Origin of the sequence: Sphingobacterium multivorum (genome assembly GCF_900457465.1) — a bacterium.
In the GTDB taxonomy this organism is placed as follows: Bacteria; Bacteroidota; Bacteroidia; order Sphingobacteriales; family Sphingobacteriaceae; genus Sphingobacterium; species Sphingobacterium multivorum.
In genome coordinates, this window is the sequence record NZ_UAUU01000009.1 from 507924 (window position 1) to 526621 (window position 18698).

General features: G+C 39.9%; 13 protein-coding genes. 5 read left to right on the top strand and 8 right to left on the bottom strand.

The window, feature by feature from the left end; genetic code table 11:
• Positions 1 to 119 precede the first annotated feature (119 nt).
• Positions 120 to 2861, top strand: coding sequence for an outer membrane beta-barrel protein (locus DTA23_RS13735; RefSeq protein ID WP_112375065.1), 2742 nt, complete (start codon positions 120 to 122; stop codon positions 2859 to 2861).
• A gap of 63 nt (positions 2862 to 2924) precedes the next feature.
• On the opposite strand, the gene DTA23_RS13740 is transcribed toward DTA23_RS13735, so the two are convergent.
• Both DTA23_RS13740 and DTA23_RS13745 read right to left on the bottom strand, forming a co-directional pair.
• Positions 2925 to 3599 (bottom strand): response regulator transcription factor, encoded by a 675-nt coding sequence (locus DTA23_RS13740; RefSeq protein ID WP_070561365.1) that lies wholly within the window; start codon positions 3597 to 3599, stop codon positions 2925 to 2927.
• A 121-nt stretch (positions 3600 to 3720) separates the two neighbouring features.
• Entirely contained in the window at positions 3721 to 5157 is a 1437-nt protein-coding gene (locus tag DTA23_RS13745; RefSeq protein WP_112375066.1) for a sensor histidine kinase, read from the bottom strand.
• Positions 5158 to 5276: 119 nt separating this feature from the next.
• Here DTA23_RS13745 and DTA23_RS13750 point away from each other — a divergent pair, with 119 nt between their 5' ends.
• Positions 5277 to 6653, top strand: coding sequence for a DUF4270 family protein (locus DTA23_RS13750; RefSeq protein WP_070561369.1), 1377 nt, complete (start codon positions 5277 to 5279; stop codon positions 6651 to 6653).
• 3 nt (positions 6654 to 6656) lie between these two features.
• On the top strand, positions 6657 to 7679 hold the full coding sequence (locus DTA23_RS13755) for a Kelch repeat-containing protein (protein WP_046672697.1): 1023 nt from the start codon (positions 6657 to 6659) through the stop codon (positions 7677 to 7679).
• 547 nt (positions 7680 to 8226) lie between these two features.
• Here DTA23_RS13755 and DTA23_RS13760 read toward each other — a convergent pair.
• The 3 genes from DTA23_RS13760 to dnaG form a co-directional block, all read right to left on the bottom strand.
• On the bottom strand, positions 8227 to 9183 hold the full coding sequence (locus tag DTA23_RS13760; RefSeq protein WP_256603739.1) for a glutaminyl-peptide cyclotransferase: 957 nt from the start codon (positions 9181 to 9183) through the stop codon (positions 8227 to 8229).
• 103 nt (positions 9184 to 9286) lie between these two features.
• On the bottom strand, positions 9287 to 9643 hold the full coding sequence (locus tag DTA23_RS13765; RefSeq protein WP_046672699.1) for a YraN family protein: 357 nt from the start codon (positions 9641 to 9643) through the stop codon (positions 9287 to 9289).
• Positions 9644 to 9651: 8 nt separating this feature from the next.
• A complete protein-coding gene (gene dnaG, locus DTA23_RS13770; RefSeq protein ID WP_112375067.1) occupies positions 9652 to 11655 on the bottom strand; it encodes a DNA primase in 2004 nt (667 codons plus the stop codon).
• 226 nt (positions 11656 to 11881) lie between these two features.
• On the opposite strand from dnaG, the gene DTA23_RS13775 reads away from it, so the two are divergent.
• Positions 11882 to 13267 (top strand): nucleotide sugar dehydrogenase, encoded by a 1386-nt coding sequence (locus DTA23_RS13775; protein ID WP_112375068.1) that lies wholly within the window; start codon positions 11882 to 11884, stop codon positions 13265 to 13267.
• Between the two features lie 140 nt (positions 13268 to 13407).
• On the opposite strand, the gene DTA23_RS13780 is transcribed toward DTA23_RS13775, so the two are convergent.
• Positions 13408 to 13728: a hypothetical protein gene (locus DTA23_RS13780; RefSeq protein ID WP_070561379.1), complete on the bottom strand. Its 321-nt coding sequence runs from the start codon at positions 13726 to 13728 to the stop codon at positions 13408 to 13410.
• 127 nt (positions 13729 to 13855) lie between these two features.
• Positions 13856 to 15967, bottom strand: a complete 2112-nt coding sequence (locus tag DTA23_RS13785; protein WP_070561381.1) for a M3 family metallopeptidase — start codon at positions 15965 to 15967, stop codon at positions 13856 to 13858.
• A 170-nt stretch (positions 15968 to 16137) separates the two neighbouring features.
• Here DTA23_RS13785 and DTA23_RS13790 point away from each other — a divergent pair, with 170 nt between their 5' ends.
• Positions 16138 to 17214 (top strand): DUF4407 domain-containing protein, encoded by a 1077-nt coding sequence (locus tag DTA23_RS13790; protein WP_070561383.1) that lies wholly within the window; start codon positions 16138 to 16140, stop codon positions 17212 to 17214.
• 106 nt (positions 17215 to 17320) lie between these two features.
• Here the strand turns inward: DTA23_RS13790 and DTA23_RS13795 are convergent, their stop codons facing one another.
• Positions 17321 to 18643, bottom strand: a complete 1323-nt coding sequence (locus DTA23_RS13795) for a DNA recombination protein RmuC (protein WP_046672705.1) — start codon at positions 18641 to 18643, stop codon at positions 17321 to 17323.
• Positions 18644 to 18698: the final 55 nt, after the last annotated feature.

Sequence of the window (18698 nt, forward strand, 5' to 3'; positions counted from 1 at the left end):
TTCACTTGGGGTTATTGTAACTAAAATGATAATAATTCGTAACAAATAGTGCCATATTTTTGGGAAATAAAATTATATAACCGTCAACAACACATTAAAACACATTTGCACCTCGACCGATGAAGATCAAACTTTGGACCATCTTGTTCTTTTCTATCTGCTTATCGCTATTGGGGAAAAACGGGCAAGCCCAACAGTATATTACGGGCAAGCTGCTTGACAATACGACTTCGCAGCCTATCAGAGGTGCAAGCATCACCATTATAGCGGTAAAAGATTCCAGTAAAGTCCAGGTTCCGACAGACATTTTGGGCAGATTCAGCAGCAGTACACTTCCCAACGGAGATTATTTGGTCAGTACACAGCCGATGGGATACAGCATGGATCTTCGGCGTGTAAAACTAATCGGGCAAACAATCGATTTAATGTTTAAACTCACTAATGCCGAGATTGTACTGGATGAAATTAACATTTCTTCGAGCAGTATACAGGTTAAAGGAGATACGCTGGAGTTTGACACCAAGAAATATATCACGCAGGATTTTGCAGATGCTGACGAATTGGTCAAACAGATTCCTGGTGTTGAAATTGATGAAGATGGCAATGTAAAAGCGCAGGGCGAGCCTGTCAATAAGATTATTATTGATGGTCGGGAGTTTTTTAGCACCGATCCTAAGATTGCCCTAAAAAACCTTCCGGCCGATGTTATCGCCAAGATCCAAATTATCGATGACAAAACCGAGCAGGCCAAGTTTAGTGGTTTTGACGATGGAAAACGCATGAAAGTGATCAATATTGTCACCAAGCCTGATAAAAGAAAATCCTATTTTGGCAAGCTCTCCGGAGGTGCGGGTCCCGACCGAAAATATGCCGTCAATACACAGGTAACCAAAATGAACCCCAAACGGCAATATTCAATTGACATCAATACCAACAATGTTAATCAGCCCAATGGTTTTGCGACCCGCGGAAACACCAGAGGACGTACCGGACAAGGGGTGACGACGCGCTTTAACGCCGGTTTCAACTACTTGGATCGCTTTTTCGATGACCGCATGGACTTCAATGCGAATTATACCTACAACTATACGGACAATAACATCGTCAGCCAAAATAAAACAGAATATACGGCAGGTAACCGGGCCAACCAAATCAACAATCAAGATCAATTAAACAGTACTTACGACAACAATCATGCTTTCTCTATCCGCGCAAACTGGAAGATAGATTCGATTCAGAAACTGGACTTTCAGCCTAATTTCTCCTATCAAAGTAACGATAGGAATACAAGTTCCACAGGCAATACCTTGTTAAATCTAGCAGAAATGCTGAATAGTTCCGACCGCAGGAATAAGAGCTTTGGAGAAAACTTCAACTGGAGCGGAGACCTCACTTACATGCGGAGACTCAACAAACCTGGGCGCACGATCAGTTTTAATTTCAATGGCTCATTTAACAGCAACAAGAGTCATGCGGAAAATTTTGCACTAAACTCTTATTATAAAGAGGGCTTATTCAGCCGGGTCGACACCGTCAACAATAGGAACTATACCATGGGTGACAATAACGGCTTTCGCTCAAAGATAGCCTATACCGAGATGCTCGGTAAGTATTCCCGGTTGCAAGGGAATTATACTTTTCGGAATACGGCACGCTATTCGGACCGCAGGACCTATGAATTTCTAGCCGAAACAGGCCAGCTAGGGGAATTAAAAAATCGTCTTTCCAATGAATTCCGGAATGATTTTGTTTACCATAGTGGTGGGGTTTCCTACTTATTTAACAAAAAGGATAGCATAAGATTTCAGATTGGTTTAGATTATCAGACGGCTTCACAGGTCAATGATAAATTGTTTCCGAATATACTGACCACAAAAAGCCGCTTCAATAGCCTACTACCTAACCTCAACTTCCAATATAATTTCAATAAGGATACTCGGGTCGAGTTTCGGTATAATGCAAAGACAAATACCCCTTCCATCGAGCAATTGCAAGATTTTATAGACAATCAAAATCCACTACGCATTAGCTCGGGAAATCCGGATCTTAAGCAAGAATATGACCATAACCTTGTGGTACAATTTAGATCGATCAATAAAGGCTCGGGCAGAAGTTTCACCTCTGACATTACAGCAGATTTTATTGAACATAAAATCTCCAATACCATTTTCACCACAGATTCAGCATTTACGATCGCAGCGGATGTTATACTCGGGCCTGGTGGGCAATACATCAGGCCCGAAAATTTCAATGGGGTCTATAATCTCAAATGGCAAAATAGCCTTGGATACCGCCTTGAACCATGGAAACTTAACTTCAACCTAAACAATAACCTCTATTTCAACCAGAATTACACCTTATTGAATCTCGAAAAGGTCAATGCGCAAACGTACGGCCTGAGTCAACGGGTCGGTGTAAACACGGCATTCAGTAAGGATGTCATTATCGGACTGGATTACAATGGAAACATCGCCTTCTCCAAGAACTCAGCCAGCGAAAAATCGAATTATTCGGTCTATAAACATACCATTGGTAATTCCATTGCATTGACTTTATTAAAAACTTGGACGCTCAATTCAACGTTCAACTACCTTTACAATGGCAGCATCCTGAATTCACCAAGTACGACAAGTTTGTTGTGGAATGTCTCTATCGGCAAGAAATTGTTCAAACGTAGGAATGCCGAGATCAATCTCACGGTATTTGATCTATTTAATGACAATAAAAACATCAATCAGCAGGTCAATGATCTTTGGGTACGTGTATCCCAATCAAATGCAATAACACGCTACGCCATATTAAGTTTTACCTACCATATTCGGGGACTCGGCAGAAAAGGAGAAATGAAAACCCGTCGTTAATATGCACCATTGCCAATCCACGTGGAACACTCCGATCAATCAATCAATCAATCAATCAATCAATCAATCAACAGTAAGCATATAGCCAACTCCTCTGACATTGGTAATCTTGATGCGGTCATCCTGACTGAGGTATTTTCGTATCCGGCTGATAAACACATCCAAGCTTCGTCCCGTAAAATATTTATCATGACTCCAATAGGCTCGCATGATATCCTCGCGTGGGATGACCTTATCTTTTTGTTCGTATAACTTCCGCAGCAGCTCACTTTCACGGAAAGACAGCTTAAGCACCTCACCTTGATAGGTCAACTGATGTTTTAGGCTATCGAGGCTATAGTCTCCTATCATCAGCTTTTGGCCGAACAGCATTTTGGGGCTATTTTTTAACAGGGACTCTATCCGCACAACCAATTCTTCAATCTTAAACGGTTTTTTGACGTAATCGTCTCCGCCCAAACGAAATCCCTTTACAACATCCTCTGTCTGCACTTTGGCCGTCAAGAAGATAATGGGTATCTGCGTGTCTGATTCGCGTATTTTTGTTGCCAATGTAAAGCCATCCATCACGGGCATCATGACATCTACGACCAAAATATCCGGCCGAGCCGCTGTAAATGCTTCCAAGGCTTCATGACCATTGCTACAATGGGTGACATTAAATCCATTCGCCTCCAGGCTATCGGCAACGATCATCCCAAGACTTGGCTCATCTTCTACATATAAAATTTCAATCATAGCGTTGTCATTCAATCAAAATATATTTCGGCTTTGTTTCTAAGAAATCTTTAGCATAAATCAGCCTAATTACTGTCCGATAAACGGCCCTATTTTCTTTCTGAAATATAAATATTGCTTTTTATTTGTAAGGTAATCGGATATTAAAGGTACTCCCTTTTTCCAGCTCACTGTCCACTGTGATCTTGCCCTCGTGCCTTTTTACAACCTGCTTGACATAAGCAAGCCCCAAGCCAAAACCCTTCACATCGTGCAGATTACCGGAAGGAACCCGAAAGAACATATCAAAGATTTGATTATGGTATTCTGCGGATATTCCGTTACCATTATCTGTAATACGAATATGGACATTTTCTTTCATTTCCTTCACTTCTACCTCGATATAAACGTGCTGTCCAGCATATTTTATCGCGTTTTCCAGTAAATTATTGATCACATTTTTTAAGTGGGCTTCATCGCCATTGATCCTTATCTCACTTGGAACGGCAATGAGCTTAAAGTCCACTTGCTTGGACTTATTCAGCTGCGCAACTTCAATGGCTCCTTTCACCATCGCGACAAGATCAAAATCAGAACGCTGCAGCACAATCCCTCTCGTTGCATCAATATCCATCTGAAGCACTTTTTCAATCATATTGGACAGATGCTCCAGTTCTTTTTTGGAGATATTCAGATAACGATTCATCTTTTCCCGGTCATCCTGCACACCATACAACTGTATCGCTTCTATAGCTGCCATCACAGTGGAAACCGGTGTTTTTAGTTCATGCGTCATGTTATCGACAAAGTTCTTACGCAGCTCGGCCATCTTATTTTGGTTGAGAATGGTTTTCATCAAATAGAAGAATGTCCCAAGCAGCAGTCCAATCAAAAGCAGTGAGATCAACAGCTGCCAACTTAAGCTATACAGCAAATACTTCCAATCCTCCTGAAACTTGATAACAAGAAATTCATTTTTTATGGGATTAACCATCATGGGTCTCGTCCAAGCAAGATTTGCTTCGCGGTATTTGCGTCGTACATCTTTGATTTGATCGTGTGGAATCGTGACAATAGCCATTTCAAATGGTACTGCTATGCTCTTATTGTTCAGGGATTCTTTAAACTTCCTTTCGATCAAATCCAGATTAGCTTTGTTCATCTCAAAGTCCCGGAACAGAAAGGGCGGGATAATTGCGCCTTGCCCTTCGCGGTCTTTGGGAAACATTTTCTCCCGCCTACTGTGGATCTCGCGATCAAATCGCTCGTTTTTAGGTCGTTCGGCGCTTACACGTTGTAAAGCCTTATCGAGTTCAGCAGCTGGCAATAAGCCCAGAAGCTCTCGTTTTACATCTTGGAGGAGGCGATTCCGATCAGCCTCGGGGCCATCTAACTTCCGATCACCATTGCGCGCTTGGTATGCCTCCTGAACAGCATTGAAGAGTGAACGCTCTGCGGTAGAAAGGAACAGGTCGCGACGATTGGTATAACTTCCATAAAGCCAAAAGCCTAGCACTACAGTAATTCCTGCCCCTATTAAAACGATCAAACTGATCAGTAATTTAAATCTTCTACCCATAACTAAAACAAATTTAAATTACTAGATTTGCAATCGCTGTGGTAATTAACCATATTTAACAAAATATAACACTGATTAACAGTTCGCATTGATTACTTTTGCACTATTCAAAAATTAATATGATTAAAGACTTTAAGAGACGTAGTATTCAACTTTTACTTCCACTTTTTACATTGGCCGCTTTTGTTGGTTGTAATAAAGACATTTCGCTCTCATTGGATAGTTCAAGAGATGAAACAATCGGTTTAGTACCAATTGATACGGTTTCCGCCAAAGTTTCGACTTATCAATTGGACGATATTCCGACTTCTGCTACTGGAACAATGCTCGTAGGAAAGAATAGCAATGCTGTTACGGGTAGCATGAAGTCTACAGCTTATATGCGCCTAGGAGTAGGAACGATAAGTAATGCTTCTATACCTGATGATGCTACCTTGGATTCTGTAACCTTGGTATTAAAGCCAAACAAATATTTTTACGGTGATACAACGAAAGTACAAAAGATAGCAGTACACCGTGTCACAGAAGAAATTACGCAAACACAGATTGATTTAACCAAACCTGTTGATGAACGTCCTGTTTTTGTAAGTTCAGCAGCGATATTCAGTAAACAAAAGTTTGCCTATGAAAATACCCCACTGGCACAACTTTCCTTTAAACCGCGTATACAATCGGCAGATTCCTTATTTTTTAGATTCAACAACAGCATTAGCAATGAGTTGTTTACAATGATCAAAAATAATGATAACCGAATTCAAAATAGTACAAGTTTCCAAGAGTATTTCAAAGGATTGGCACTTGTCCCTGACAATAGCAATACGGCAGTTATTGGATTCAAAGACACTGTATTTTTACAGGTCCATTATTCATTCCTGAATAATGAAGGAACAAAATCCGTTGGCAAACAATATTTTTCCATTGATAACAAGGCTTATCAGTATAATCAAATTGAAGCAGATCGCTCTGCAACAAAATTTGCGCCGATGACCATAAAAAATCCGCAACTTGCAAGTCAACAAACTGATGGAAATGTATTTTTAGAAGGCTCAACTGGTGTTGTAGCAAAAATTGAATTTCCAACGTTATTAGAATTGGTGAACAATCCATCCATTGCAATCAATAAAGCGGAACTGATCATCGAGGTAGAAAATGGAGCCAAAACAAATTTTGCGCAACCCAAGAATGTAATTTTGATGATTGCCAGTCCAAACGGGAACCCAATTAGTATGTTATTAACACCCTATGCGACTGATTCTAGAAGTGTGCAAGCACCTACATTAGTTCCTGGCGATGATTTTGGTTCCAATGGAAAATATACATTCAATCTGATTGAATATTTGACAAAAATTAAAACAACAGCATACAAAAACACTTCATTATATCTATCTTTACCGACATCGAGTTTGTTTTCAACTGGAGACAGGTTAATATTGGCAAAAGATAATGAGAATGATCCGAAAATTAAATTAAACATCCTTTATACTAAATTTCAATAATTTATGAACAAGAAAAATTGGCTACTCGTTTTATTAGCTTTTGTATTTACAGTTACAACTATCTCTTCTTGTAAAAAAAGTGACGACAGCACAACCAAATCAGATGAATGGTTTGCAAAAGCTGCTTTTAAAGGGCCACAAACTTCATCTGCTGCTAGCTTTTTGATAAATAACGTTGCATATGTCACTACTGGTCTAGCAAGTAATGCTGGTGGTAAACCATTCCGCGTGAAAGACACGTATGCGTATGACGCAGCATCAGATACTTGGGCTGAAAAAGCACCTTTCACAGGTGTTGAGAGAAACGGTGCCATCGGCTTTTCCATTGGTAATGTCGGTTATGTTGGTGGTGGAAATGACGGAACAAACAACCTAACAGATTTCTACAAATTTGACCCTACAGCTAACGGCGGAAAAGGTGCTTGGTCAAGCATTGCTCCACTTCCTATTGCTTTGTCTAATGCAGTAGCTTTTACTTTAAACGGTGCGGCTTATGTTGGAACCGGTGAAACTGTAGTTAGTGGTGGAACAACAAATACCAATGAGTTTTACAAATATGATCCTGCTGCTAATACTTGGCAAGCAATTAGTGATGCTCCTTTTTCAGCGAAAAGAAAAGCAGCTTTCTCTTTTGTTGTCAATAATGTAGCCTATGTAGGTGGTGGTATTTCTAACGGTTCTTACCCAAAAGATTTCTATAAATTTGATGGTAGCAAATGGACTAAATTGAACGATATCAATAGAGCTGATAATTCATATACGTACGATTTGACTCGTTCAAATGCCTCTGCGTTCGCGATCAATGGTACACCATTCGTTGTTGGTGGTTACAAAAATGCAGTAATCAATAGTACATGGAAATATAATATTTCTGGTGACTACTGGACAAATGATAACGGCGCTTTCGCTGGTTCAGCACGCCAAGATGCTGTTGGTTTCGCTGTAGGAAACAACGGTTACATCACGACTGGACTTAACGGTTCATCTCGTTTTGACGATACTTGGATGTTTACTCCGATTTATTAATCGAAATTAAATCAATATAAAAAAAGGAATGGAGTTTCAAACTTCATTCCTTTTTTTGCTTTAACTATTTTGCTCCTACTGGTTCAAAGGGGTTTTTAGTTTCCTTTTATAACTGCCTATTCTAGCGAAATCAGCCAACAATAATAGCATACACCCATCAGCTATATTGATGTCGGGTAAACTCTGCTCTTCTTTATTAGAGAGGCACGCTCCCGGAGATCTGCTCGCCATAATGTTTCATTCACTCCATACACTTCTAAAAGCGATCTGTCTCAGCCCTTGAGGCATCATTATACAAAAGATTGAATTGCATGCCTCATACGATAACATCCATACTTCAAAAAAGAATGGGGCCAATAAAAAAGAAAATGCTCAAAAAGCCAAATCAGACCCGTTGAGAATTGAATCTCTAAAATGATGTGGCAGCGGAATACGTATAAAATTGCATGAAAAGGGGGTATCCAATCTTTTGGATACCCCCTTCTAATTTTACACAAACTTGCAATACTGTCGACCTTACGAAGAAGGATCAAGACTTGAAGTTCATTTATTTTTCAACTGTCTTGATCTCAAATAATGTATTCCATAACTTCCCTGTGGTAAAAAGACGTTTTCCAGCTTGATCGTAAGCAATTCCATTCAATTCATTGTCATAAGCGGAAGTATGCTCATAGATACCAACAAGATTAATCCGTCCTTCTACCGCTCCTGTTTGAGGATTTATAATAACAATAACATCCTTTTGATAGACATTTGCGTAGACTTTGTCGTCTATATATTCCAGTTCATTAAGTTCATCCACGGGTCCAGCTTCATCGTAAACTCCGATAGCATTTAGCTCTTTACCGGTCGTTGCATCTAAAAAGAACAATTTATTGGATCCATCAGACTTTATCAAATGCTGGCCATCGTAGGTCAAGCCCCAACCTTCTTTGCTATTTTCATATTTAAAGGAACTTTCCTTGACAAAAGAATTTTTATCAAAGACATATCCTTCTCCCTGTTGCCAAGTCAACATAAATAACTTATTACCAACCAATGTCATTCCTTCGGCAAAAGTCTTTTCATCAAATTTGATCTCCTGTAGTACTTTGCCTGTTTTTAGATCGACCTTTCTCAAGTTGGACTCTCCATAACGGCCATTGGATTCGTAGAGAATACCATCCGCAAACTGTAGCCCTTGTGTAAAAGCTGTGGTATCGTGCGGGTATTTGTTGACAACCTCAAAACCATAGTTCTTCGCATTTTCAGGTACAACATAAAATGTACTTGAAACAGAATCGGGTTTTCCAGCATTGTATACCAGGGCGGAAATATTACGTGTACCATAGGCCATGTCTTTGGTATCAACCGTAATTGCCGTTGTATCTGTTGATGACCCTACATGTTTATCATCTACAAAATAAGCCACAGAGTCCATTGATACAGATTCAAATTTCAATTTCAATTGGACCTGAGCACCTTTTAAAACAGCTTGATTTGCTCCAGGAGAGGCAAATTCCAAACTTGATTTTTTTTGACTTACAAGAAGCAAAAGCTAGTGCTGCAATTGCCATAAAATAAGTTTTTTTTCTCATCTATGTATAGTTATTTATAAGTACGTATCCTCAACTATCCCAAAACGCATCTTTGATATGATTGAGTGCTGTTTTGGGAGATTTTGTTATTGCGACAACATCAAATCTGACTTCACCGACATAACCTGTTTTAAGAATATAAGCCTGAGCTGCACGAATCAGTAGACGCTGTTTTTTGCGATCCACAAATTCGTAAGGTTCGCCGAAATCCGTTCCCGACCGCGTTTTTACTTCAACAAATACCAAGGTATCCTTGTCCACGACAATCAAATCTACTTCTAAATTCTTAAATCGCCAATTTCTTAACACTATTTTATAGCCTATCTTGACGAGGTATTCCATGGCCATTTGCTCGCCCCATTCGCCCGTTTCAAGATGCTTTGCCATATCAAAGATTACTTTACAATAGTGTTGCCCAGAAAGCCGCCCAATAGGCGTTCGGCTTCTTTTAATTTCTGATATTTAAAAATAAGGACTTCCAGGTTGGCCACATCTTGTTCATGTTTCATTTCTTCACGAATATGATGCATTTCAGCTTCAATCTTACGTTTCTTGATCCGATAGATCGCTGTAACGACAAGTTGTTTTAGATGTTCGTATTCTTGCGTTACATAAATTTTACGCTTATCGTCATTCCAATTTTCGCTGAGCGAATATTTACTGGCAACGCAATTGATCGCCAAATCTGCTATAGCAGGGTCAGAGTTTGAATAGAATTGTTTCGTATCTGGAATTTCGTATTTTTCCGCAGCTTCTCTATAGACGTTTAAAATATAAGCCGCAGCTTTATCCTTAAATTCAATGTCGCTGATATTTCCCAATAGCAATCCTGCAACTGGAATATCACCGTCACCTTCCCAGGTTGCCAGATAATCACCATAGTTGATTAAAATTCGGACGATCTCACGTTCCTGGAGAATTTCCGAAGTCAGCTGTGCAGGCTGTTCTACAGACTCTATGGGAGGTAATCCCGCCCTTTCATCATCTGTCATAAAGAAATCCGGCGGTGGCCCGTCCATTCCGAAAGGGGGCATCCCTGTATTTGGCGGCGGACTCTGAGTTTTACGAGCAGCATCCTTATCCGCCTTCTTTGCTCTATTGAGCCTAATCTTGTTGAGTTCAGCCAACAAAATACGCTCTTCGATATCCAAAAGGCTGCTACATTCGCGGATAAAAACAGAAACCTTAATTTCATCGGGAATCAATGCAATACTTTCGACCACATCGCGAATAACCTCGGCCCTTTTTATGGGATCGTTATTGGCATCGCGAAGCAGAATATTCGTTTTGTAGAAAATGAAGTCCTGCTGATTGGATTTGACATAATCTTTAAAAGCCGTGGCACCAAACTTTTGCACATAAGAGTCGGGATCATTACCGTCGGGAAAAAGCAGCACCTTCACGTTTAAGCCTTCTTCGAGCAGCATATCTGTACCGCGTAGGGAGGCTTTGATCCCCGCTTCATCCCCATCATACAGTATGGTCACATTTTTGGTGAATCTGGAAATAAGCTTGATCTGACCTGTTGTCAACGAAGTTCCCGAGGAGGAAACAACATTTTCGACTCCAGCTTGATGTACCGAAAGAACATCTGCATACCCCTCTACCAAGTAGCAATTATCCTCTTCCATAATTGCTTTTTTGGCAAAATTCAATCCATACAGTACATCGGATTTATGGTAGATTTCGCTTTCAGGAGAGTTTACATATTTGGCGACTTTTTTATCGGTCTTTAGTGTCCGGCCACCAAAGCCAATGACACGGCCTGTAAGGTTATGAATCGGAAACATGACCCGGCCACGGAAACGATCATATAAAGATTTATCATCGCGTTCAATAGCCAAACCACTCGCGGCCAAATAATCTGGGTGAAAACCCGCTACCTGTGCTTTATCGACCAATGCCGTCCATTCCTCAGGCGAATAACCCAATTCAAATTTTTTGATGATATCCTCACGGTAGCCGCGCTCCTTGAAATAGTTGAGTCCGATCACCTGCCCCATTTCAGTTTTCCAGAGTTGCTCGGCGAAGAATTTACTGGCCCAAGCGCTTAGCACATATAGATTTTCCCGTTTATCCTGCGCGGCAAGCTGGGCTGGAGAACGCTCGACTTCTTCAATTTGAATGGAATATTTATCGGCTAAATAACGAATGGCTTCGGGGTATGAGAACTTTTCCAGTTCCATGACGAATTTGAGGGAATCCCCACCGACACCACAACCAAAACACTTATAGATACCCTTCGAAACAGAAACGTGGAAGGAAGGTGTCTTTTCATGGTGAAAAGGACAATTTCCGATCAAAGAAGTTCCCCGTTTCTTTAAATCAACGAAGTCTCCCACCACCTCTTCTATCCGTGCTGTTTCCAGTACCTTATCAATAACTTCCTGCTTTATCAAAACGTTTCTTTTTTAATGTAAAATTAGAATAAATCTTTTGCATCTCCACTACGAAATGGCTTCTTTAATAGCATTGCATAAGGGCAATTATGCAAATAGAAAGCAGAACAAGTGATGAGCCAGCTCCTATAAATAAATTGTTTTGATATGCTGTGCTTTGTATTGCATATCAAAAGCAATTTATCTAAGTTTGTTCTTCAATTTATAGCTGATTAAGATAATCAAAATGAGCAAAACAATCAAGAAAATATGCTGTATCGGTGCTGGTTATGTTGGTGGACCTACCATGTCAGTTGTTGCAAAGCAATGTCCACATATTGAGATTACGATCGTCGACGTCAATGCAGCCCGTATCGCGGCTTGGAATGATGAAAATCTCGATAATCTTCCTGTATACGAGCCCGGTTTACAAGAGATTGTTGCGGAAGCGCGTCATCGCAATTTGTTTTTCTCAACCGATATCGAAAAAGCTATCGACGAGGCCGACATGATTTTTATTTCGGTCAATACACCGACTAAGAATTACGGAAAAGGCAAGGGGATGGCTGCGGACTTAAAGTATATTGAACTTTGTGCACGGCAGATCGCAGCGGTTGCCAAAAACGACAAAATTGTCGTTGAAAAATCGACTTTACCCGTTCGCACAGCGGCAGCTTTAAAAAGTATCCTGGATAACACGGGTAATGGTGTTAATTTCCATATTCTTTCCAACCCTGAATTTTTGGCTGAAGGAACAGCGATACAGGATTTAATCAATCCGGACCGCGTGCTTATAGGTGGAGAGAATGATGAAGCTATTGCTGCATTGGTCGATATCTATGCACATTGGGTAAGTCGCGACAAGATTCTCACAACAAACCTTTGGTCGTCTGAACTGTCAAAACTAACCGCAAATGCCTTTTTAGCACAACGCGTCTCCTCCATTAATTCCATCTCGGCACTATGCGAGAAAACAGGCGCGAACGTCGATGAAGTCTCCAAGGCAATCGGTATGGATTCCAGAATTGGATCCAAATTTCTGAAAGCTTCTGTAGGTTTTGGAGGCTCTTGTTTTCAAAAAGATATCCTCAATTTAGTTTATATCGCACGGAGTTACGGTCTCACAGAGGTTGCCGAGTATTGGGATCAGGTGATTTTGATGAATGATTATCAAAAACAGCGATTTGCGGACAACATTAACCAAACATTGTATAATACTGTATCGGGCAAAAAGATTGCTTTCTTAGGCTGGGCATTCAAAAAAGACACGAATGATACGCGTGAATCTGCGGCGATCTATGTGGCTGATTATCTATTGAGTGAACAAGCTGAAATCACGGTCTATGACCCCAAAGTTTCTGCTGAACGCATCTATGCCGACCTCGATTATCTGAACACCAGATCTTCGGAAGAAAACAGGGCCTTGGTAAAGGTGGTCAATACCGCCTATGAGGCTTGCAATGATGCACATGCAATTGCAGTATTGACTGAATGGGATGAATTTAAGAACTATGACTGGGCCAAAATCAAGGAGCACATGAAAAAGCCTGCATTTGTGTTCGATGGCCGTAAACTATTGAACCGTAAGGAACTTGAAGACCTTGATTTTAAATATTACGCGATAGGCGAGTAATCAATATATAGGTAAAAAAGAACCCTCAGGATACAGTTGCGTACACTTATGCAGCTATAACTGAGGGTTTTGTTTGTGCCTGTTGTCAACGCATAAGGAAAGAGAGATGAAACACAAGCGATGCAACAGGACTTTTTATCTTAATTATTCAGCATTCCATAAAACTCATTCATGTAATAAGATTCTTGGAGCGCATCTCTGAAATTCTGCCATTGTTCTTCGTCAAATGAAAATACGATATCTGGATAAGGTGTTTTCATGATCAATCGAAATTCACCATCTGGAAATGTGCTAAAAAAGAGTTCATCACCATTACTTTTCGTAATATTCAAGAAGTCGAAGAATTTTTTCTTCGTAAATGTCAGTACAAAACTTTGTTGCCAGATATAATAGGTCTGACACTTATGGCAAACACTAATATGGGTATCTCCTCTTTGGCTTAGAATTTTTGTGTCACACATAGCATCTTTATTTATTTAGACTCATTATAAATAATATTCAAATGTAAGAATAGTTTTTAGAATAACAAGTACCTTAACAAAAAAAAGGCGATATATTTCTATATCGCCTTTTTTTGATTAGTGAGTATTAGTTCAAACCTCTCTTTTTCAATAGATATTTTGGATCTGGATCCGCACCTCTAAACGTACGGTACATCTTAGCAGGATCATCTGTACCTCCTTTTTCAAGAATATTCTTACGGAAAGAATCTGCTGTCACTTGATCGTACAATGATTTTTCCTTGAAAGCTGCAAAAGCATCCGAATCCAATACTTCAGACCAGATATAAGCATAATAACCTGCAGAATACCCACCTGCGAAAATATGTTGAAAATATGTACTTCTATAGCGCGGAATAATAGCATCAATAATACCTATTTTTTTCATTGCCGTTTTTTCAAAGCCATTAATATCTTTTGAAATTTCTTTTGTGGTAGCATGATAATCCATGTCTAACAACGCAGCAGAAAGGTATTCAACGGTTGCAAATCCTTGATCAAAGGTACCGGCCTTTTCCATTTTCTGAATCAATGAATCTGGCATCGCTTCTTTCGTCTTATAATGCTTAGCATATGTTTTTAATACCTCTGGATCTGCTGCCCAATTTTCCATCACCTGTGAAGGTAACTCAACAAAGTCACGTGGTACAGAAGTTCCGGCCATTGAGCGGTATCTTACATTGGAAAGAAGACCATGCAACGCATGTCCAAACTCATGGAACAAGGTAGTTGCTTCATCAAATGTCAACAAGGCAGGATTTTTTCCCACTGGTTTTGTGAAATTGCATACGATGGAAATTACCGGAGCAACACGTTTTCCATCTTTTGTCGACTGATTACGATAAGAAGTCATCCAGGCACCGCCTCTTTTTGATTCGCGCGGGAAAAAATCAGCGTATAAGAGACCTAAATGTGAACCGTCTTTGTCTTTAACTTCATACACTTCTACGTCTTTATGGTAGGTTGGGACATTGTTTAAGGCTACGAATGTCAAACCATATAATTTATTGGCGACACCGAATGCTCCTTCACGAACTGCCGGAAGACTCAAATAAGGTTTAATTTCGTCTTCATTCAATGCAAAACGTTTTTTGCGAATAATCTCTGTATAATATCTCCAATCGTAAGGAGCGACAGCAAAATTGCCGCCTTCAGCTTTAATTTCCTGTGCGATATCAGCCTCCTCGCCTTTCGCTTTAACAAGTGCTGGAGTCCAAAGTTTATTTAACAGTGCATAGACATTGGTCGGATTCTTCGCCATGGATTCCTCGAGTACATAAGCTGCATGTGAAGAATAACCCAATAATTTTGCTTTTTGAAGACGGAGATTAACAATTTTTTGAATGATTGCCTTGTTATCGTTGGTGTTATCTTGATTGCCACGCAACTGATAGGCTTCCCAAAGCTGTTTTCTCAACTCACGATTTTTTGCATACTGAAGAAAGGGCATAATGGACGGATTCTGTAAGGTAAAGACCCATTTGTCTTTCTTTCCTTTTGCTAAGGCTTCTTCAGCCGCTGCCGTTTTCAACGATTCCGGCAAGCCTTCCAATTGGCTCGCGGAATCAACGACCAATGTATAAGCATTGGTTTCAGCAAGCAAATTTTGTCCGAATTGTGTTGTTAATGTTGAAAGTTCAGCATTAATTTTTTTCATTTTTTCCTTATCCGCATCCTTTAGATTTGCGCCAGAACGAACAAAACTCTTATAGGTTTCTTCTAACAGTTTATTATCCTGTTCGTCCAGTCCAAGTGTATTTCGGCTGCTCCAAACTGTTTTGATACGGTCAAATAATTTGGTATTCATCGAGATTTCATCCGAATGACTCGATAAGATGGGGGCCAGATCTTTCGCTATTGCCTGAATACTGTCATTCGTATTGGCACTATTGAGATTATAAAATACAGTTGATACATTATTCAGTAATCCACCCGCATTTTCTAAGGCGACTATCGTATTTTGAAATGTTGCTTTATCCGAATTGTTGACTATTGTGTCAATTTCCAAATTGTGTATTTTTATTGCTTCATCAAACGCTGGCCTAAAATGCTCTGTTTTGATCTTGTCAAAAGGTGGTACATTAAATGGGGTTTCGTAAGCCAATAAAAGAGGATTATCTGTCATCACTTTTTTTTCCTCACAACCAACAAATGCAGTTGCCACTATCGCAAAGAATGGCAAAAGTTGTCTTTTCTTCATATTATCTGATTATTCCTGATTTTTTTCAAAGATAATAAAATTAGGCAAATGCTGTGTCTTCTGGGGGAGGCGTTACAAAGGAGCATGAAAACAGTCATCCTATTGTAAAACAAAAACTTATTCATAAATCTTGTTAAAAATAATCTGTCAATTTGAGTAAAAATATATTAATGAGCGATATTAACCGTTTCTTTTGGAGATGTGCGGGGGTACATCAAGAAACTCTTGAAAAATATCCGGAAGAACATAGTAAGTACACAGCCATAGGTGCTACTATTTTTTTTACGGGATTGTTTGCCAGCCTTTCGGGTGGTTATGCCATGTATTTCGTCTTTAGTGGGGGAACATTTGACTGGCTTTTAGCTATTGTATTTGGTATTATTTGGGGTTTAGCGATATTTAACATGGATCGCTATATTGTGCTCAGTATTAATAAATCCAAAAGTGGCTTTATGCAGCTTCTGCAGGCCCTGCCGCGAATTTTATTGGCTATTTTGATCGGGTTGGTTATCTCTAGGCCATTGGAGTTAAAAATCTTCGATAAAGAGATCCGGGAAAACCTCCGTGTACGGTTTCTTGCCGACCAACGCGCTAAAATTGACACGCTCAACAGTACTTTCAATAAGAAATATGCCAATGAAGTTGCACTTTTGAAAGCAACCACGACAGAACGTGACTCATTGGAATCCAGCATTAAAAATGACCGTACAAAATTGAACTACGAGATATTCGGTAACAAAACAACTGAAACGTCCGGTGTCATGGGGTATGGCCCTTATGCCAAAATGAAAGAAGAAGAGCTGAAGAAAAAAGAGGGCTATTTGGACACTTTACGGAACAAGATAACGACCCAGCAAAACGCTATACGCCAGAAACAGAAATTTGAAGGGATATTGGACCAAAAAGTTTTATCCAACGCTTCTTTGGACAGCGCCGTCAATGTCGCTGGTTTTGCAGACCGCAACTCTGCGCTGGGCAATCTAAGGTACGATGCCAATGGAAAGGTTAACGAGTCCAATGCAAATGCTGTATTTTTTATTGCGTTGCTTTTTGTCTTCCTCGAATGTCTTCCGGTAATCGTCAAACTTTTGGCAGGAAAGGATCCTTATGATAATGAAATCCAAAATCAAAGGACTATTCATGATTATGAATCAGACACCAATGTCACTGTTCAAAAAGAAGCCGTAGACCGTTTAAAGGATACGTATGTTGATGTTTCCATCAATAAGCGCATGAAAGAGCTTTAGTAGAACCGCTAGCAGAAGTTAGCAAAGTAGGTTTTGCATTTCGAAGCTAAAAATTATAAACGGGCTTACCTTTCGGCAAGTCCGTTTTTGTTAATCTTCCTCATCGTTAATCTTCCTCATCTAAAAATTTGGAATCGATCTGTTTATTTGCTTTAGCTCCTAAACGTTTTAATTTCTCTACTTTTCCAATCACATTCCCAGCTCCTGTAGAAAGTTTTTTAGTTGCATCTTCATGGCTTTTTAATGCGCGCTCCAACTGATTCTGCACCTGCTCCATATCGTTCAGAAAGCTCACAAATTTATCGTAAAGGCTCCCGGCTTCCTTTGCTATTTCAATTACATTCCTGGTCTGACGTTCCTGTTTCCAGATACTTGCTATGGTACGCAGGGTTGCCAATAATGTAGAAGGACTTACAATAACGACTTTTCGATCCCAAGCCTCACTAAACAAATCCGGTTTTTGCGCCACAGACATACTCAAAGCCGATTCTATAGGCATAAATAGCAATACAAATTCTGGCGATTCTATACCATACAACTCGTGGTAGTTTTTTGCGGAAAGTTCTTTCACGTGATTTTCCACAGACTGTACGTGTTGTTTTGCGAAAATTGCACGATCCTCATCCGTGTCGGCGTTGACCCAACGTTCGTACGCAATCAGCGAAACTTTTGAATCCACAATCAGGTGTTTATCTTCAGGAAGGTCGATAATCGCGTCGGGCTGCATTCTTCTTCCTTCGGCATCCATAAGAGACACCTGTAATCTAAATTCGCGATCGCGCATCAGTCCAGAACGCTCCAGGACCCGCTCTAAAATTACCTCGCCCCAATTGCCTTGCTTTTTGGTATCCCCTTTTAATGCCTTGGTTAGGCTATTGGCTTCGTCTTTAATTTTAAGACTCTGTTCGACCAGCTGAAGGACAACTCCCTTTAAAGAATTTCTTTCCGCTGCCTCCTGATTGTAATTTTTATCGACTTTCTCTTCAAACAATTTGATTTTTTCCTTCAATGGGTCCAAAATCAACCCCAGGGAACGATGATTGGTCTCTGTAAACTTTTGTGTCTTCTCTTCCAATATTTTATTGGCAATAACCTGAAACTCATTGTTGAACTGCCGTTTAATCTCGGCGATTTCATTCTTCTGTTCCTGAAATTTATCGAGCTGCGCCTCATAAAATGAACGTGTACTTTCTAAAGACCGCTCTGCGACCAGAAGATTCTCCCGTTCCTTATCCAATTCATTTTTTAGCATAAGGCGTTCTTCCAGCAAACTTTGTTCCCGCTGTTGCGATCTGGCAAGCTCAATTTTTAGTGTTTCAACCTCTTTATTGTATGCAGGACCAGCACTGGAATCGGTATTCTTTTTTAATACCAATACGATCAAAATGACCAATAACAATACGATTCCCGCAAAGAAAAATATTTCCATGATTTGTATTTTCTGAAGATGGTGTATGCTTACCTGAGCAGGTCTGTTTAACCAT

What these genes read in the sequence shown, in the direction of transcription:
- DTA23_RS13735 (WP_112375065.1), top strand. Translation starts at nt 120, where the DNA reads ATGAAGATCAAACTTTGGACCATCTTGTTCTTTTCTATCTGCTTATCG.
- DTA23_RS13740 (WP_070561365.1), bottom strand. Translation starts at nt 3,599, where the DNA reads ATGATTGAAATTTTATATGTAGAAGATGAGCCAAGTCTTGGGATGATC.
- DTA23_RS13745 (WP_112375066.1), bottom strand. Translation starts at nt 5,157, where the DNA reads ATGGGTAGAAGATTTAAATTACTGATCAGTTTGATCGTTTTAATAGGG.
- DTA23_RS13750 (WP_070561369.1), top strand. Translation starts at nt 5,277, where the DNA reads ATGATTAAAGACTTTAAGAGACGTAGTATTCAACTTTTACTTCCACTT.
- DTA23_RS13755 (WP_046672697.1), top strand. Translation starts at nt 6,657, where the DNA reads ATGAACAAGAAAAATTGGCTACTCGTTTTATTAGCTTTTGTATTTACA.
- DTA23_RS13765 (WP_046672699.1), bottom strand. Translation starts at nt 9,643, where the DNA reads ATGGCAAAGCATCTTGAAACGGGCGAATGGGGCGAGCAAATGGCCATG.
- DTA23_RS13775 (WP_112375068.1), top strand. Translation starts at nt 11,882, where the DNA reads ATGAGCAAAACAATCAAGAAAATATGCTGTATCGGTGCTGGTTATGTT.
- DTA23_RS13780 (WP_070561379.1), bottom strand. Translation starts at nt 13,728, where the DNA reads ATGTGTGACACAAAAATTCTAAGCCAAAGAGGAGATACCCATATTAGT.
- DTA23_RS13785 (WP_070561381.1), bottom strand. Translation starts at nt 15,967, where the DNA reads ATGAAGAAAAGACAACTTTTGCCATTCTTTGCGATAGTGGCAACTGCA.
- DTA23_RS13790 (WP_070561383.1), top strand. Translation starts at nt 16,138, where the DNA reads ATGAGCGATATTAACCGTTTCTTTTGGAGATGTGCGGGGGTACATCAA.
- DTA23_RS13795 (WP_046672705.1), bottom strand. Translation starts at nt 18,643, where the DNA reads ATGGAAATATTTTTCTTTGCGGGAATCGTATTGTTATTGGTCATTTTG.